The organism is Bacillus sp. MYb78 (assembly GCF_002975115.1).
Taxonomy (GTDB): Bacteria; Bacillota; Bacilli; order Bacillales; family Bacillaceae_G; genus Bacillus_A; species Bacillus_A cereus.
This window is the reverse complement of record NZ_PCOB01000042.1, coordinates 1-14,224: the sequence shown is the minus strand read 5'-3', so window position 1 is coordinate 14,224 and position 14,224 is coordinate 1. Positions and strand designations below refer to the sequence as shown.

Genomic DNA, 14,224 nt, shown 5'->3' with positions numbered 1-14,224 from the left:
AAAACACCCCCTATTTATATAAAAAACTCCCCTTGACTTCTCATAGTTGGTCTTTCATTAAGAAAGTGAGAATGCCACCAACAATTCCGCCAACTATAAGTCGCAAAATCCAGGTAGTATTGGCGCTGATTTTATCTAGCTGTTTGTTGATATTGATAATGTCTTTCTCGTTACCTGTTGTCCTCATTTCTAAGCTTTTAATCTCTAAGCGAATGTCCTTAATATCTTGCTTTATTTCTTGAACATCACTTCGTACATCTTGTAACGCTTCCACTTTGACCACCCCTTTTTAGGCAATAAAAAAAGACCAGCTTATGGCTGCTCCGGTTTCTTATCAATTAAATTTTGAAGTAACAGTTGTTCTAAAACTTCAATTCTACTGTTCATTTGTTTATTTTCTTCTTTTAACTCTTGAATTTCAGCATCTTTCGCTTGTTTTTCTTCTTGAAATGCCTTTATTTGAATTGCTACTGAAGAATATATTTCAGCTGCATTTCTTGTTTTTGTAACAAAACACTCAGGAGTATTTTCATCATCTGCAATCCACCCATAGTAAGTTTCTATATCGTTTGTTGTAAGAATTGGGTCCCCTTCAAAACGATTCATTCGCTTCTCATATAAGTCTTCTATATCTGTTTTCAAGTTGTATTGTTGGATTTGAAGTGCCATAATTTTTTCTATTGCGCTAAACTGCACGTCACGAATATTTGTTTTGTATTCACGTTTCGATGCCGTTTGAAAAGCTGATGCTGTAACAGCGTTATATGCACTTCCTGACCCATTTTTAACCTGAAGTGTTTTATATCCCTCAACGTTACCATTTCGTAGCATTACTGTTTGGAATCGAAGGTCTGTTTCAGCGTTGGGCGTTGCAACTATATCAAGCATATTTTTTCCTTTTAAGTTGAATACAATGGAAGACTGACTGTCCATCCATACGGATTTAGATCCACCTTTTAACGTTATTCCACCAGCAGAGTCTACCCAAAATGCATTCGATGGATTAGATACTGTGAAGGTAGCACCGTTGGCTACTTCAACCCAATATGATCCATTTTTTGCATACTGACTTATACCTTTTCCAGAAGTGATAATTGTATGCCCACCAGAATTGACCTCTGTATTTTGATTACTTTTCATAAACAAAGCCCCACCAGTAAGAATATCTACGTGGCTAACAGAATCTAGACGAATTGTATTAGTATAGGCGCTAAATTGTTTATCAGACCTTAGGGTAACTCCGTTATTACCAGTAATATAAATATAGTTATCTCCATTAAGAGATACATCCCCTTTTGTATCCACATTTAATTTAGCGCAATAATGTGGAGTTTGATCCGCATCATAACCTTTTACAATACCAAAGCTACCGGTATAGTAATTTTCTCCTTTCACTGGGAATTGAGATATTGTTAAAGTACCATCGCGGAAACGTGATGTATCCACATCATCATGCATAAGTATTGTTGGTTGTATTTGGCTATCAACAGCTCTTTTGTAATAGCCAATAAACATTCGCGTTAAATTCGATTCCATCAAGCGTATGAATTGTTTTTGGATGTGTACATAGTTAGTACCGTTGTCTGTCCGTACTGTAGAACCAACTATCTCTCCACCACGTACTAAGTTACCGTTTAGCACACCCGTTGTAATGAAATCAGCGACAATCCTTCCATCCATTGTGATTGCCGTATTATAGGGTCCATTAATGCCTGTGGAGGAATAACCAAATCCATTGATATTCCATTGCCACACTTTTTTAGCGGTTCTTTCATCAGCTGTATCCATAATCAAAATTCTTTCTGGATATATACGAACATGGCCACCGAAACCGCTATTGATTAAATTCGTAGCATTTTCGCGTGCTTGTTCTAATATTGATTTTTCCATTCCTTTAACGTTGTTTTTAATACCATTGACGCTATCTCTAATATCATTGAAGTTATTCTCAACATTATCAACTCTGCCTGTTATATCCACGAATGACTCTTTAAAATTGCCTAATGTCAATTCGATATACTCTTCATTGATCGGGTCGTATTTGTAATGATTAACTTTAGCTTCAATTTCGAAACCGTCTTCTTCATGTATAACTGTTACTGTATCTCCCATATATACACGTTGTAATACCGCCAAATCTTTATACTCTTCAGTTTGAGATAGCTCTTGAAACTCTACTTTATATGTCGCTTTTGGATAATCAACATGTTGTTCATCGTACATTTTTTTTGCGGCATTGCGTAACATTTCATATGCTTGTGGTAACGGAACTGCGTCTTCGTCGTAAGCATAATCACCAATAGCTGCTTTAATGTGTTCAAATTCAACAACTCTAATTTTAGGTTTAATATATTTACTAGCGTTATAGCTTTCCACGTACTTTTCTGGTAACAGTAGTCCATCAAAACCTTTAGGCATCATTCGAGTTATAACACCTTGCCAATCAACATCGCCTTCATATCCTAATAAATCTTTTTTGTGTTGAATAACAACACCGCGATCTTTTCCACGTTCTCTTAGCATGTGGACGGTGAAATTATCCCTTTTTAATTCCCCGCCCCAACGACTAAGAAAAGAGTTGTCCTGGCTGTTATCAAGTATTGCTTCGACTGGGTTTTTTCTAACCAAACGAGAACTAGAAATTGTATTGATATCACTAATGAAATTAAAATTAGTGTTATATTGCATACGTTCTTTCATTTGTTGTAATGCTGCTTGTCCGCCCTTTTCTTGAATAAATGTATCTTCAATCAAGTTATCAACGAGATCATAGAATACGTGATAACAAAATACGTGTAATTCACCCATAGAAGGTGCAGGTCGTGCTACACGAAACAATTGATTGCCATCAGGTGTTGGCGCTTTGATTAAACATTGACCACCTATTTCTAATCCATGCGGAGCGAATAACGGATATTTAAAACTTAAGACATATAAACCATTTAATTCTTCTTCAATAACTGCATCGTAAATATTATCATCTAAAATACCTATACCATTGTGAGTAAAATCCGTTTCAGTTGGTTTATATAATGTAATCATAAGTAACGCCACCTCGGGTCAATTTGTAACTTTGTAACAGTTCCAGTCCATTTTATTGTGTTTGCACCTTCAGAGAATGTGGGAAAATTACCGATCATATTACTATTCATCGGCGTAGTGTTCGAATATGCTTCTTTTAACTCGGAATCAATTACTACTGAACTATTTACATTTTTAATTAAGAATGAAACATCATTTATCGTAACAGTAATTGATCCACTACCATAAATCGTTATTTTAGGTAATGAATACTTAGTGCCCGAGTTTACAAGAGTAGTTGTCTTAGTTATTTCCAAAGGTTGTAGAATAGCATATTCGAATGGATCAGCTACAAAAGTAACTTCGAATTGTCCATATTCTTCTATTTCATTAGCGATACTACCTATTTCCACACTTTTTATTTTTCTATAAACGTTATCATCTGTAAAAGAAAGGGTTTTAGCGTTCAATAGCCACGCTTTTATACGTCGTAACAATGGTTTGATGTTATAATCTTCTAACAAGTTAAAGTCAATCTTGAAAGTAACGTCTTCATAACCATTTTTCTTTGTTAATGATCCGTTTTCTCTACCAGGAACTTCAATAAACTCTATTTTTTCTTTTGCTGTTGGTATGTCAGGGCGCTCTACCATACAAAGAAGATAGTCACGTCCTAATATTTCATTTATTCGAATATCAACCACGTCGCGCCCTCCCTATACCGATATTTAACATTTGTCCTTTCTTTGCAAACCAATCATCAGCTTTTTCAAACATTTTATTTAGATCACTTTCATTTTTAACAGTTGTATTAAAAGTCACTTCATTTTTAATTTCTTGTGGTTGTTGTTGCTGATTAGCGTTAACACCTTTACTCAATGACAATGAATTGTTAACAATGTTAGGTAAATTAGAAAGAATACCATTGCCACCTATTGTTTTAGTAATCCTTTGTACCGTATCTCCTAGTGCACCTCCAGAAGAGAATGGAGCTAATGGAACGCCTTGATTTAAATTAACAGCTAATGCCCTTGGCGCTGCGAATGATGCTGGGGCAATTCCTTGATTTCCTGTATTATCGTTAACACTTATAGAATAAGAACTGCTAAATGGATTTAATTTGTTTAAAATGCCACCAGCTTTATTCCACGCTCTTGTAACCGTATCGATAATACCGTTCATTACTCTTATAATAGAATTCCAAAGATCATAAAAGAAACCAACTACACTATTAATCGGTTTGTAAACACTTTGAAGGATATCTGAAACATAACTCCAATTGCTACGCACGATGTTAGAGATATAATTGAATGTTCCAGACACGCCAGAAGACAACCTATCCCAAGCGCCAGTTACATTAGATACGACATTGTTCCAAATACCAGAAGTTATGGCATAAACTACATTCCAAGCGCCTTCAATTCTGCTTTTCACTTCATTTACTGCATTACTAATATTCGAAGTTATCGTATTCCAAACTCTCGAAATAGTAGAAGTTATTTCATTCCATTTGTTGGATGTTGTATTTTTAGTTGAAGTCCAACCGCTTGTAACAGTATCTGTTGCTTTATTTATCTTGTTCCTAATATATCCAACAATCTCATTCCAAACATCAGAAATAAACGTCGAAACCGCGTTCCACGCCTTTGATGTTATATTTAATACGTAATTCCAACCTTCCTGTATTTTAAGTTTTATAGGGCCCAAAAATTCATTTACAGTATCAGTGATCCATTGCCATGCTTCACGGATTATATTAGTAATCCAATTCCACGCTGTACTGGTTGCACTTGTGATTGCATTCCACAATTCTGTGATAGTGTTAACTAACATATCTCTATATTCTATAAAAGTAGAGGAAATAGCATTCCAAGCTTCTTCGATGTAAGGTTTAATCCATTCCCAGAATTGTGTTACCGGTTCTTTTATTAATTCCCATCCTAAAATGAAAGCAGTTAATAACAACTGTAAAGGGAATGTTATGATTTGGAATAGAATATTCCAAGCTATTTGCGCGATCTCTTTCAAACCTTCCCAGAATGCTGAGAAACCTGATTTTACAGCTTCCCATGCGTCAGAACAAATTTGTTTGAACGAATCCCATGTACTTGAAAACCATTCAATCGTTGCTGTCCACATTTCATTTGCTATGTTGCCAACTTCAGCCCAAAAGTTATTCCAATTATTTTTAAACTCTTCCCATTGTTGACTAAACCATTGCGATATCATATCCCATGCCATTTGAATCGATTGGGTTACATTATCCCAACCTTTAGAACAAGCATCGCTAATTGTTGTCCACAATTCTGACATCCATGTTGAAAATTGGCTCCATTTTTCTTTAAGCCAATCTGTAATACCTCCCCAGTTGTTAAATATAGCTATAACTGCTACGACTGCTGCTATTATTGCAGCTATTGCGGCTACAACTAATGCGACAGGAGCGCCAACAAATGCAGCTATTACGGTGACTACTATCCCTATCGCTTCAGCTATAGCTGAAATCCAACCTATTAGAGTACCGATAAAACCAATTACCGAACCGACGGCGGTTATTATCGTCCCTATGGCTGTTATCGTAGCTCCTATGACTATTAATAACGGGCCAATTGCCGCCGCTAATGCCGCAATAATTACGATTGTTTGTTTAGTTTTAGGATCAAGTTTAGAAATCCAGTCCATTAATTCTTTTAATTTTTCAACAACAGGCATTAACGCAGGTAATATTTCAGTCCCGAATTGTACGGCTAAAGTATGAAGTGTTTGTTGTAATTCTTTGAATTTATTTTCCGGTGTGTTCTCCATTTGTTCAGATAAATGTTTAACCTCTCCGGTAGCATTCCGGGCATCATCAGACATTTTTTTAAGCTTTTCGCCGCCACTATGAACAAGTATTTGCCACGATGCTAAATGTTCTTTACCGAATATTGTAGCGATTGTAGCGTTTTGTTGTTCTTGTGTCATTCCTTGTAAACCGTGTTCAAGTTCGTCCATGACTTGAGGTAATTGTTTCATTTGTCCGTTTGCATCAAATGCACTGAATCCCATTTTCGCCATAGCTTTAGACATAGCCTTTGTTGGCTTAGTTAAGTTAACGAAACCAGATTTCAAAGCCCTTGCCGCTACAGACGCTTCAATACCATTAGATTGTAATAAACCTACAGCAGAAGCGGTTGTTGATAAATCTTGTCCAGCTGAATTTGCAGTTGGCCCGATAATTGACATTGCTTCTGTTAGAGAATGAACGCTAGCTTTTGTATGGTTAGCTGTATAAGCGAATATGTCAGCCATCTTATTGATACCAGCTATATTCTGCTCAGCGTTATTTGTTTTTTGTCCTGTAGCTTCATAAGCAGATCCTAATCCGTCCACAGTTTTTGATAAATCTTCATTCGCGCCACGGGCAGTATGGAGAGAAACAGTCATGATTCGCATCGCTTCTTCTGCTGTGTAACCGTCTTTAACTAACACAAGTAAACCTTCATTTATTTTTTCGGTACTAACACCAAACTTTTGAGAGTTAGCAAGGGAACTATCCCACATTCTGCTCATAACGTCGTTAACTTGTTGAGAAGTTAACCCTGTTGCGTTTACCTCTTTTCGAATATCAGCCATTTCATGTTGGAATTTCGATGCTTCTTTTGCAGCGTAACCCATGGCGCCAGCTATAGGAGCTGTCACTTTCATTGACATGTCTTTTCCTACACTAGAAACACTTTGACCGACTTCTTTTACTTTGTTACCGAATTCTTGAACGTGTGATTTAGCTGTTTTAAAGCTGTCTCCAACTCTTCTTTCTAGAGCTTTCGTTTCTCTGCCTAGTTCAATTTCAGCTTGTCTTGCCCTATTTAATTCGGTTTCTAACCTTTTAACTTCTTCAGATCCAGCGCCGAATGCAGTTTTAGCATTATTTAATTGTTGCGCTAAATTTCGAGACTGTTCACCAGCGTTTTGTTGCGCTTGCTTTAAATAGTCATATTGTAATTTCGCCTTGGAAGTTTCCGAAGCGTTCTTTCCTAGTGAAGCTGCTTGGAGATCGTATGCCGATTTTAATTTATCAGCTTCAGTTTTCAAACTGGAATGGGCTGTTTTCAAACCTTCTAACGCTTGCTTTGACTTACCTATTTCACTATTTCGTAATGCTTCAGCTTGTTTAGCTTCTTTTAATGATTCGGTAGTAGTTTTTATTTTGTTAGAAATTTCAGTTTCAGCAATTTGTGCACGTCGTAACGCTTCTTCAGCCTTCTTTGTTTCTGTTGCATTTTCTCCCCACACTTGTTTTGTTCTTTGAAGTTGTTCCGCTGTCTCTCTTGTTTTGTTTTTAGCGATATCATATTGCTTCTCAAGTGTGGATAACGAAGTCTTATATTTATCAACATCAGTTCCGGTTAACTTCATTTGTGTTTGAGCTAACTTTAACTCTTGTGTTAAGGCTCTATTCGCCTGATTCATTTCGTTTATCTTAGATTTATAATCAGCGGTGTCAGCCTTAAATTTAATTATGGTTTCTTTTGAAGGAGTAGCCATTTATTTTCCACTCTCCTTTTCTTGGATATAGGCTTTCCACCCTTCGTAAGCACTTTTGTTTTCTGCTATTCTTTGAACATCCCTTAAGGGTAAATTCCAAAAGTCACTTTCCGATATTTCAAAAATAAATACGTATAGACTGTATAAGTCCACAACGAATTCAATTTCGAATTTAGGAAGTTTTAAGCCTTTTTTCCGGCTTTTTGTTGAAAACCTTTTGCCATGTTGTTTTTAGCTTCTTTTTTCATAACTGCACCGAAATAATCGAACGCCTCTGACATATCAACTTCATATACTTCCATGAATGCTTCAAATTCCATATATCCAGTAGGATTTGCTTGACGATAAGCCGCATAAACAATACGGAACGTATCTAATAAATCAATGTTCTGAATTCCGCCAGCGTTTAATAAAGTACTTAAAAATCCTTTATCGATAATGCCTTCTTTTTCTAATTTGAATAATGTTAAAGCTGTTAAGTTAGGATTCGCCTTCACTACTTCACCATTTGATAACGTAATTTCTTTTGTCATGTAATTTCTCTCCCTATAATCAAAATTAAAAGGCACTCATAAAGAGCACCTTTGATAGAATTTATTTTGTTTGTGCTGTTTTTCGTAATTTAGCCGAATCAAATTTTGTCATCCATTCTTTTGCAACTGTTTCCGGTAGTTCGATACCTTCATAATAGAAACGACCGAATTCGTCAGATAACGCTGTTACTTCTAATTCTACTTCGGCTAGTTCTTCAGCACCGTTTTCTACACTCTTAACAAAACCTGTTGCACTTGTACAATTAGGGAATGCGATTAAACGTGTGTTTTCTTCGAATATGTCAAGCTCTTCCGCAACGAACGCAAAATCTTTTCCTAAGCTGTCGATACCATATGAGTAAACGCCATCGATCAACCCTTCGTTTGTAATACCAAAAATGTTACGAATAACCTTTAATTGCATGTGACCGCTAATTTTTACATTCATTTGTGTTGGTTTTGATTTTTTCTTTTGAGTAAAGCCGCCGCATTTCTTTTCAACTGATTTAATTTCTGTTTCTGCATCTAATTTACCTACACAACCGAATGGGTCAGTTACATGTTCACCTTTAAAAAGTACACTAGCATTTTTAATCTCGACCGCATCAAATACATCAACTGTAACTGGCATATTATTGCCCTCCTAAAGTTTTATTTATTTCTTCTATTAAAGATTTATTTAATTCCTCAATAGAGTAATCGACCTTTTTATCCACACCACGCTCCATGAACTTTTTGGCCGCCTTTTTCTTACTTGTACCTAATCCCAAATCAGGGAAAACTAAATATCTATATTTCGATTTTGGTTTTAATGTTAATGTTAAATTCTCTTTGTTATCGTCATTAATAGATTGATATAGTTTAGCGTGGGCTTTCTTTCTATTCGATATAGGCATTAAGCCAAGAACTGACTTTTTCATTACTGGTGCAATTCTAGACTTTAAATCTTCATTTATTATCTTTTCCGCAACGTTTGGTAATCGCTCAATGTTTCTTTGCAAAGATTCAAATTTAGAAGCATCAACACTAAAATTAGCAGGCATATTTTACATTCCTTGTAAGCTCGAATGTTAATACATCAACAAAAAACTCTGTATCTTTCTTCCTCATTTTTTCTTTGAGCGATTTATTACATATGTGGCCAGTTTTACTTAGTGAACTCATAAACTCAACTTGCAATACATCTAAGTCCTCACGATTTTCCGAAAAATAATAAACTGTTACATCTTGTGTAAATGCGCTTGCCCCCGCTCTAACAAACCCACCTGTTTCAAATACAACATGGTTGATTGTGGATAGATTCGCTTCATCCTCCTGAACTGAGTCCTGGTATACTTCTACAGTGTGGAAGAAAGACTCTAAATGCTGGACTAGTTTACTATTAAACTTTTCAATTAAATCATTCAGTGTCATCTAGACCACCTACCTTTTGCAAGTATAAATACATGCTATTTTTAAACCGATCCGCTTTAATGATGCTATAAGAATGTCCTCGTAATTCAATTATTAGGCTGTCCACATCCTTATTCTTGAACATAGGAGCGTATAACGTTTCAATTTTCATATCTAACTTTTTATCAATACTTTCAGCGAATTGAATATCAACTTCACGGCACGAAAGTTCCGAAAATCTAAGTCTGATAATCTCGACATTTTCACGTCCGATTACTTTTTTAGCGCTATTCCGGATCGTTTTACTTTCCTTAACGCTAATAAATCCATCATTAAATGTTTTTCTATGTTGTTCAATTGCCATTATTCTTCTTCCTTTCATCGATTGCGACATGTAATATCAATCGTGAAAGTGGTTGTCTGAAGTTACTTTCGAAACTGTCTAACGCATTGTTATATTCATAACGAATACGGTTAATAACTAGCTCTCTTGCGGATAAATTGACGGCTAGATCAAGTTCAGCGCCTACTAAATCATTGATAAAATAAACGGAACGATCTATAAGCTTTATGATGTCCTTGTCTTCTTCATCCCAAGTGATTGCTAGTGCATGTTTTACATCTTCTAACAAATCAAAAGGCGACTGTAACGTCGCCTGTGATTGATTGTCACTCATAAAGGATCACTCCCTATTTAGTAGGTGCTGGAGTAGTCACCGCTGTACCTGGGTCTTTCATTTCAGAAATATCATAAACTAAGAATGATTCATTTTCTTCAGCACGACCATTAGCGTACATTTTAGCGATGTATAAATCTTCGTCTTCGATAGCGCGTGTTTGATCGTAAACGTCTAAACGTTGTGCTCCACCTAATCCAAGGAAGTAATCTTTTGCCATACCAGCGATTAATTTACCTTTAGGAACAGCATTTGATTTAACGATTTTACCTGGAATCGGAAGAACGTTATAAGTGTAAGTTCCATCCATGTTAGGTCGTGTAGTATAACCATAAATTTTAGACCAGTAGTCTACAGGGTTAACGATTAGTAACACATTAGATGGATTACGTTTACCATCTTTAGTAAGTAGAGCCATGATATTACCTAAAGTGTAAGGATTAAGGTCTTTTAACTTACCAGTATCGGCTTTATCAGCATGTACGCCCCCTGTAACAGTTAATAAATCTTTCATCATGCCTACAGGTTGATCTTTACCAGTACCACGAACGATAGCTAACTCTAAAGCGATTTTTAAAGATTCAACTAATACAGTTCGAACGTAGCGATCTAACCAAGTCGGGCCAAGGTCTAACATTGCTTTACATACAGGCATAAATGCTGATAATTTGTATTCCTCAATTTTAATCGTTTCGAAACCTTCATCTAAAAGTTCTTTGTGAGCCGCGCACAATTTACCCCAGAAGGCAGTTTGGATATCACCTTTTTTCAGAATCCATTCAGTTAAAGCACCGACGTTAACAAATGTAATTTCAGATAATAATTCATGATTTTGAACTAAGTCTTCAAATACTCGTTCGATAACAGTTGGTGGTACTAATGCTTCAGTACCAGCAAAAGAGTTACCTGCAATTACTTCATTGTAGTATTTCGTTTCTTGACTAGTTAAAGCACGTCCACCACGAGCAGCTAAGATAGCTTGATCGCTAGATTGTACTGATGCTTGTGCTAAAATTTTTTCTTGAATACCTTGAGCGAATGCAACTAACGCATCATTCACCTCTTCATCTGAACCAGATGCTAAAACCTTACTTAAATTTTGTTGATTTTCAAATTTCGTTTCTAAGTCTTTAATCATTGTAAATTACCTCCTACAGTTTAATAGATTTTAATAGTGAAACCATAAAGTTAGCTGATTTTTCAGCGTTTTGAGTACGTTTGTCACCTTCGTTTTCGATAGATGCGATGATGGGTTGTTCTTCAACTTCATTTGTAATTACAGATTCACTGTCCACACTTGATTGTATTGAATCAGTGATTACGTCACAGAAACCGAATGACTTAGCTTTTTCAGCGGTCATATAAGTTTCGTTGTCTAGAAGTGTTTCTAGTTGGAAAAACTCACCGTTAAAACGGCTGTTATAAGATTGAATTAACGCTTCGTCAACGTCACGTAGCATTTTAGCTTGCTTCTCTAATGAGTCAGCATTACCGAATGCATATGTCGATGCACGATGTACCATCATAGTGGTATTAGAAGGCATTTCGATTTTATTAGCACCCATCGCAATTAATGAAGCGGCTGAAGCGGCTATACCATCAATAACGGCAGTTACATTAGAGGGGTGATTTTTTAAGTAGTTGCAAATTGCAATCCCTTCAAACGCATCGCCACCATTTGAATTGATGTGAATTTCAATGTCATTTGTAACACCATCTAACATTTCTCTTACACCTTGAGAAGAAATGTCACCGAAAGGAGCTTTACCAACATTCCCATACATATAAATGACTGATTTACTATTGTCCTGTTGATTGTTGTCCATCATTAGGAACTTCGATTGAATCTTTTCCATCTCCAATATCTTCACCCCCTTTCATAGTTCCGCTTATCCTTGCTCTCTCATAGTTCTTAGTAACATAACGTTCATTAGCCCAATCTTCTTTTATTTGTTCTTTTCCTAAACGTTCTAATACATCGTTTATGCTCATGCCACCGACTGCAAATAGCTTGTCAACGGAATTAGCAAACTTAGTAAGATCGAACAATTTGAAGTTGTCCATGTTGAATCTAATGTATGTTTTACTTAAATATTGCTCTCTAGAGAACATCTTCTTGTTATATTCGTTAGTAATCATTTCCCCTATTGGTCTTACTGCGAATATGATAAAGTTATCTAAATCGCCAGTAGGATTACCGGTAGTTGAAATGCCACCTTCACTTATTCCACTTAGTAATGAAGGAGGAATGTGGAAGGCAGTTGCCACGAAATCTAACATATCTTTTGCAAGGTTTTTGATGTCCCTCGTATCTAAATTACGTGGGTCCTTGCTTTGATCTTCCATTTGTACGTTGTCAGGTAAGAACATGATTGCTGCTAACTTTTCAGGATTCATATAATCTTTTGCTTTCTCTTCAAAAAGTTCTTGCGAAGCTTTTCCGTTTTCATCAGTTAACGAATTCATGAAACGGCCTCTGAACAAATAACGTATTCTTCCATTGCCTTTGTAATCTGACATCGCTTTAGCTAGTAATAGTCCATATGAACTATATAAACTATTAATCACGTTGTTTATTGACTCTACAGAAAGGCTCAAGTATAGAACGTCTTGTTCTCTAAATTCCTTCGTTAAAAGCTGATTGTTAATCGAAACACTTTTATAAACATACTCATTGAAACCATTCGTAGTTTCACGATGAAACGATTCAGCTATCCACAGTTCCTCACCTATAGGTAAAATTAACGCTTCCTTTTCGTAAATTAACTGATGGACAGCCTTATACCAAAACTCATGGGCATTTTCATTCTTATTTGGTGCCACATTTAATTGGTAGTAGTTCAAACTTCTTTTTAACTTGCCACTTCTATATGTTTCAAAATCACAAGCTACTAAACTACGAGCAATTAAATCTATAGCAGCGTTAACATACAATTTCTTGTAAGCAATTTCAGCTTTAAGTGTCATCACACTACAATCAACATCCGGGACTGTTCCATTATCACTTTTTCCTAAAAAGGTTTTAAAAACATTACGAATTCCCATTTTTTCACCCCCTTTCTCAGAATGACCATACTTGCATATCGTTTAAATCGACTGCATAGTCTTCAAGATCACCGTCGAAATTGAGCGCATGTGTGAACGCAAAAAACCCGTCAGTTTTTCTTTTGACAGGGTCGATTTTTTTATATTCTTTTGAGCCATTTCCTAGTTCGTCCACATAAACATTCCCGCAATACCAACGCATAACAGGATCGTCGTGGAAAACAATATTATGATTTATGAATAGATGTTGGATTAATGGGTCTAACATAGCATGAATGTACTGCCCGCGCCTTACTATCTCAACTCTTTCGTTAAAACCAGCTTCTTCTAATAAAGGTTTCAAGATTACAGAACGGAATTTATCAATCGCGATACGCTTAATGTCGTATGTTTTCGATTTTTCTAAAAACCAATTGATAACACGTTTGGGCTCGATTTCTTTATCATAGACGATGGTGAAGAGTCCTTTTTCCACACCTATATCTATAATATCTTGATTAATATCCTGCATTTTCAATGCCTGATGCCATATAAAGGTATGGTGAATCCAATAACGCTTCCCTTGCCGTTTGAATAGCAAACCGACGCTGCAGAAATCGCGTAATTCTGCGTAATCTACACCACCAATACATTCATATTTGTGTAAATCATCAGGTAAGGGTTGATCTGTTGCAAGAAGATCCTCATAAGTAGCGATTTTATGTTGAAATAGCTGCTTCGGAATGTTCATCCGTTTTGTCATGAATTCAACATGCATAGGAATGTTGGTTTGACAATCGGCCCATTCTTCTTTCATCGTTTCGAATAATTCCATATTATCTCGAATAGAAGGATTGGCTTTTTCCCAGTTTGCAATATCTTCGACTTCTTCTTCGGAGTCTAATTTGCAGATGAAGGGGAATAACTTACTCCTTTCAACTTCGCCACTTAGAATCATTCGAGCCTTCTCTTTCATATCATCCAAAACGCCACCACGGACATATCCATCCGTTGTTAAATAGAAAGTTCGTCCATCTTTAACTTTACCCA

The 14,224-nt window shown here is 36.1% G+C and carries 14 protein-coding genes; all 14 read right to left on the bottom strand.

What is annotated here, in order from left to right; all coding sequences use genetic code 11:
* Window positions 1–40: 40 nt before the first annotated feature.
* Window positions 41–274 (bottom strand): hemolysin XhlA family protein, encoded by a 234-nt coding sequence (locus tag CQ064_RS32225; protein ID WP_000387824.1) that lies wholly within the window; start codon window positions 272–274, stop codon window positions 41–43.
* A gap of 38 nt (window positions 275–312) precedes the next feature.
* On the bottom strand, window positions 313–3,042 hold the full coding sequence (locus CQ064_RS32220) for a phage tail spike protein (RefSeq protein ID WP_000631955.1): 2,730 nt from the start codon (window positions 3,040–3,042) through the stop codon (window positions 313–315).
* Window positions 3,039–3,725: a hypothetical protein gene (locus tag CQ064_RS32215; RefSeq protein WP_000227695.1), complete on the bottom strand. Its 687-nt coding sequence runs from the start codon at window positions 3,723–3,725 to the stop codon at window positions 3,039–3,041. The genes CQ064_RS32220 and CQ064_RS32215 overlap by 4 nt, the downstream gene beginning before the upstream one ends.
* Window positions 3,718–7,548, bottom strand: a complete 3,831-nt coding sequence (locus CQ064_RS32210) for a phage tail tape measure protein (protein WP_000235149.1) — start codon at window positions 7,546–7,548, stop codon at window positions 3,718–3,720. Before CQ064_RS32210 ends, CQ064_RS32215 begins: the two co-directional genes overlap by 8 nt.
* 182 nt (window positions 7,549–7,730) lie before the next feature.
* Window positions 7,731–8,081, bottom strand: a complete 351-nt coding sequence (locus tag CQ064_RS32205) for a hypothetical protein (RefSeq protein ID WP_000159510.1) — start codon at window positions 8,079–8,081, stop codon at window positions 7,731–7,733.
* Between the two features lie 61 nt (window positions 8,082–8,142).
* Complete coding sequence (locus CQ064_RS32200) at window positions 8,143–8,712, bottom strand: hypothetical protein (protein WP_001145608.1); 570 nt, start codon at window positions 8,710–8,712, stop codon at window positions 8,143–8,145.
* 1 nt (window position 8,713) lies between these two features.
* Entirely contained in the window at window positions 8,714–9,124 is a 411-nt protein-coding gene (locus tag CQ064_RS32195; RefSeq protein ID WP_001111193.1) for a hypothetical protein, read from the bottom strand.
* Window positions 9,114–9,494, bottom strand: coding sequence for a hypothetical protein (locus CQ064_RS32190; RefSeq protein ID WP_000174092.1), 381 nt, complete (start codon window positions 9,492–9,494; stop codon window positions 9,114–9,116). The genes CQ064_RS32195 and CQ064_RS32190 overlap by 11 nt, the downstream gene beginning before the upstream one ends.
* Complete coding sequence (locus tag CQ064_RS32185; RefSeq protein WP_000963758.1) at window positions 9,481–9,837, bottom strand: hypothetical protein; 357 nt, start codon at window positions 9,835–9,837, stop codon at window positions 9,481–9,483. The genes CQ064_RS32190 and CQ064_RS32185 overlap by 14 nt, the downstream gene beginning before the upstream one ends.
* The gene (locus CQ064_RS32180; RefSeq protein WP_001282872.1) at window positions 9,827–10,150 is read right to left on the bottom strand and encodes a hypothetical protein; all 324 of its coding nucleotides are present in this window, start codon (window positions 10,148–10,150) and stop codon (window positions 9,827–9,829) included. Before CQ064_RS32180 ends, CQ064_RS32185 begins: the two co-directional genes overlap by 11 nt.
* 13 nt (window positions 10,151–10,163) lie before the next feature.
* Window positions 10,164–11,288 (bottom strand): phage major capsid protein, encoded by a 1,125-nt coding sequence (locus CQ064_RS32175; RefSeq protein ID WP_000588590.1) that lies wholly within the window; start codon window positions 11,286–11,288, stop codon window positions 10,164–10,166.
* Window positions 11,289–11,301: 13 nt separating this feature from the next.
* Window positions 11,302–11,934 (bottom strand): head maturation protease, ClpP-related, encoded by a 633-nt coding sequence (locus tag CQ064_RS32170; RefSeq protein WP_003272656.1) that lies wholly within the window; start codon window positions 11,932–11,934, stop codon window positions 11,302–11,304.
* A gap of 16 nt (window positions 11,935–11,950) precedes the next feature.
* The gene (locus CQ064_RS32165) at window positions 11,951–13,195 is read right to left on the bottom strand and encodes a phage portal protein (protein ID WP_000512879.1); all 1,245 of its coding nucleotides are present in this window, start codon (window positions 13,193–13,195) and stop codon (window positions 11,951–11,953) included.
* A 16-nt stretch (window positions 13,196–13,211) separates the two neighbouring features.
* On the bottom strand, window positions 13,212–14,224 hold a 1,013-nt coding region (locus CQ064_RS32160; RefSeq protein ID WP_258166718.1), incomplete at its 5' end, for a terminase TerL endonuclease subunit.

What these genes read in the sequence shown, in the direction of transcription:
- CQ064_RS32220 (WP_000631955.1), bottom strand. Translation starts at nt 3,042, where the DNA reads ATGATTACATTATATAAACCAACTGAAACGGATTTTACTCACAATGGT.
- CQ064_RS32210 (WP_000235149.1), bottom strand. Translation starts at nt 7,548, where the DNA reads ATGGCTACTCCTTCAAAAGAAACCATAATTAAATTTAAGGCTGACACC.
- CQ064_RS32205 (WP_000159510.1), bottom strand. Translation starts at nt 8,081, where the DNA reads ATGACAAAAGAAATTACGTTATCAAATGGTGAAGTAGTGAAGGCGAAT.
- CQ064_RS32200 (WP_001145608.1), bottom strand. Translation starts at nt 8,712, where the DNA reads ATGCCAGTTACAGTTGATGTATTTGATGCGGTCGAGATTAAAAATGCT.
- CQ064_RS32195 (WP_001111193.1), bottom strand. Translation starts at nt 9,124, where the DNA reads ATGCCTGCTAATTTTAGTGTTGATGCTTCTAAATTTGAATCTTTGCAA.
- CQ064_RS32190 (WP_000174092.1), bottom strand. Translation starts at nt 9,494, where the DNA reads ATGACACTGAATGATTTAATTGAAAAGTTTAATAGTAAACTAGTCCAG.
- CQ064_RS32185 (WP_000963758.1), bottom strand. Translation starts at nt 9,837, where the DNA reads ATGGCAATTGAACAACATAGAAAAACATTTAATGATGGATTTATTAGC.
- CQ064_RS32180 (WP_001282872.1), bottom strand. Translation starts at nt 10,150, where the DNA reads ATGAGTGACAATCAATCACAGGCGACGTTACAGTCGCCTTTTGATTTG.
- CQ064_RS32175 (WP_000588590.1), bottom strand. Translation starts at nt 11,288, where the DNA reads ATGATTAAAGACTTAGAAACGAAATTTGAAAATCAACAAAATTTAAGT.
- CQ064_RS32170 (WP_003272656.1), bottom strand. Translation starts at nt 11,934, where the DNA reads ATGTATGGGAATGTTGGTAAAGCTCCTTTCGGTGACATTTCTTCTCAA.
- CQ064_RS32165 (WP_000512879.1), bottom strand. Translation starts at nt 13,195, where the DNA reads ATGGGAATTCGTAATGTTTTTAAAACCTTTTTAGGAAAAAGTGATAAT.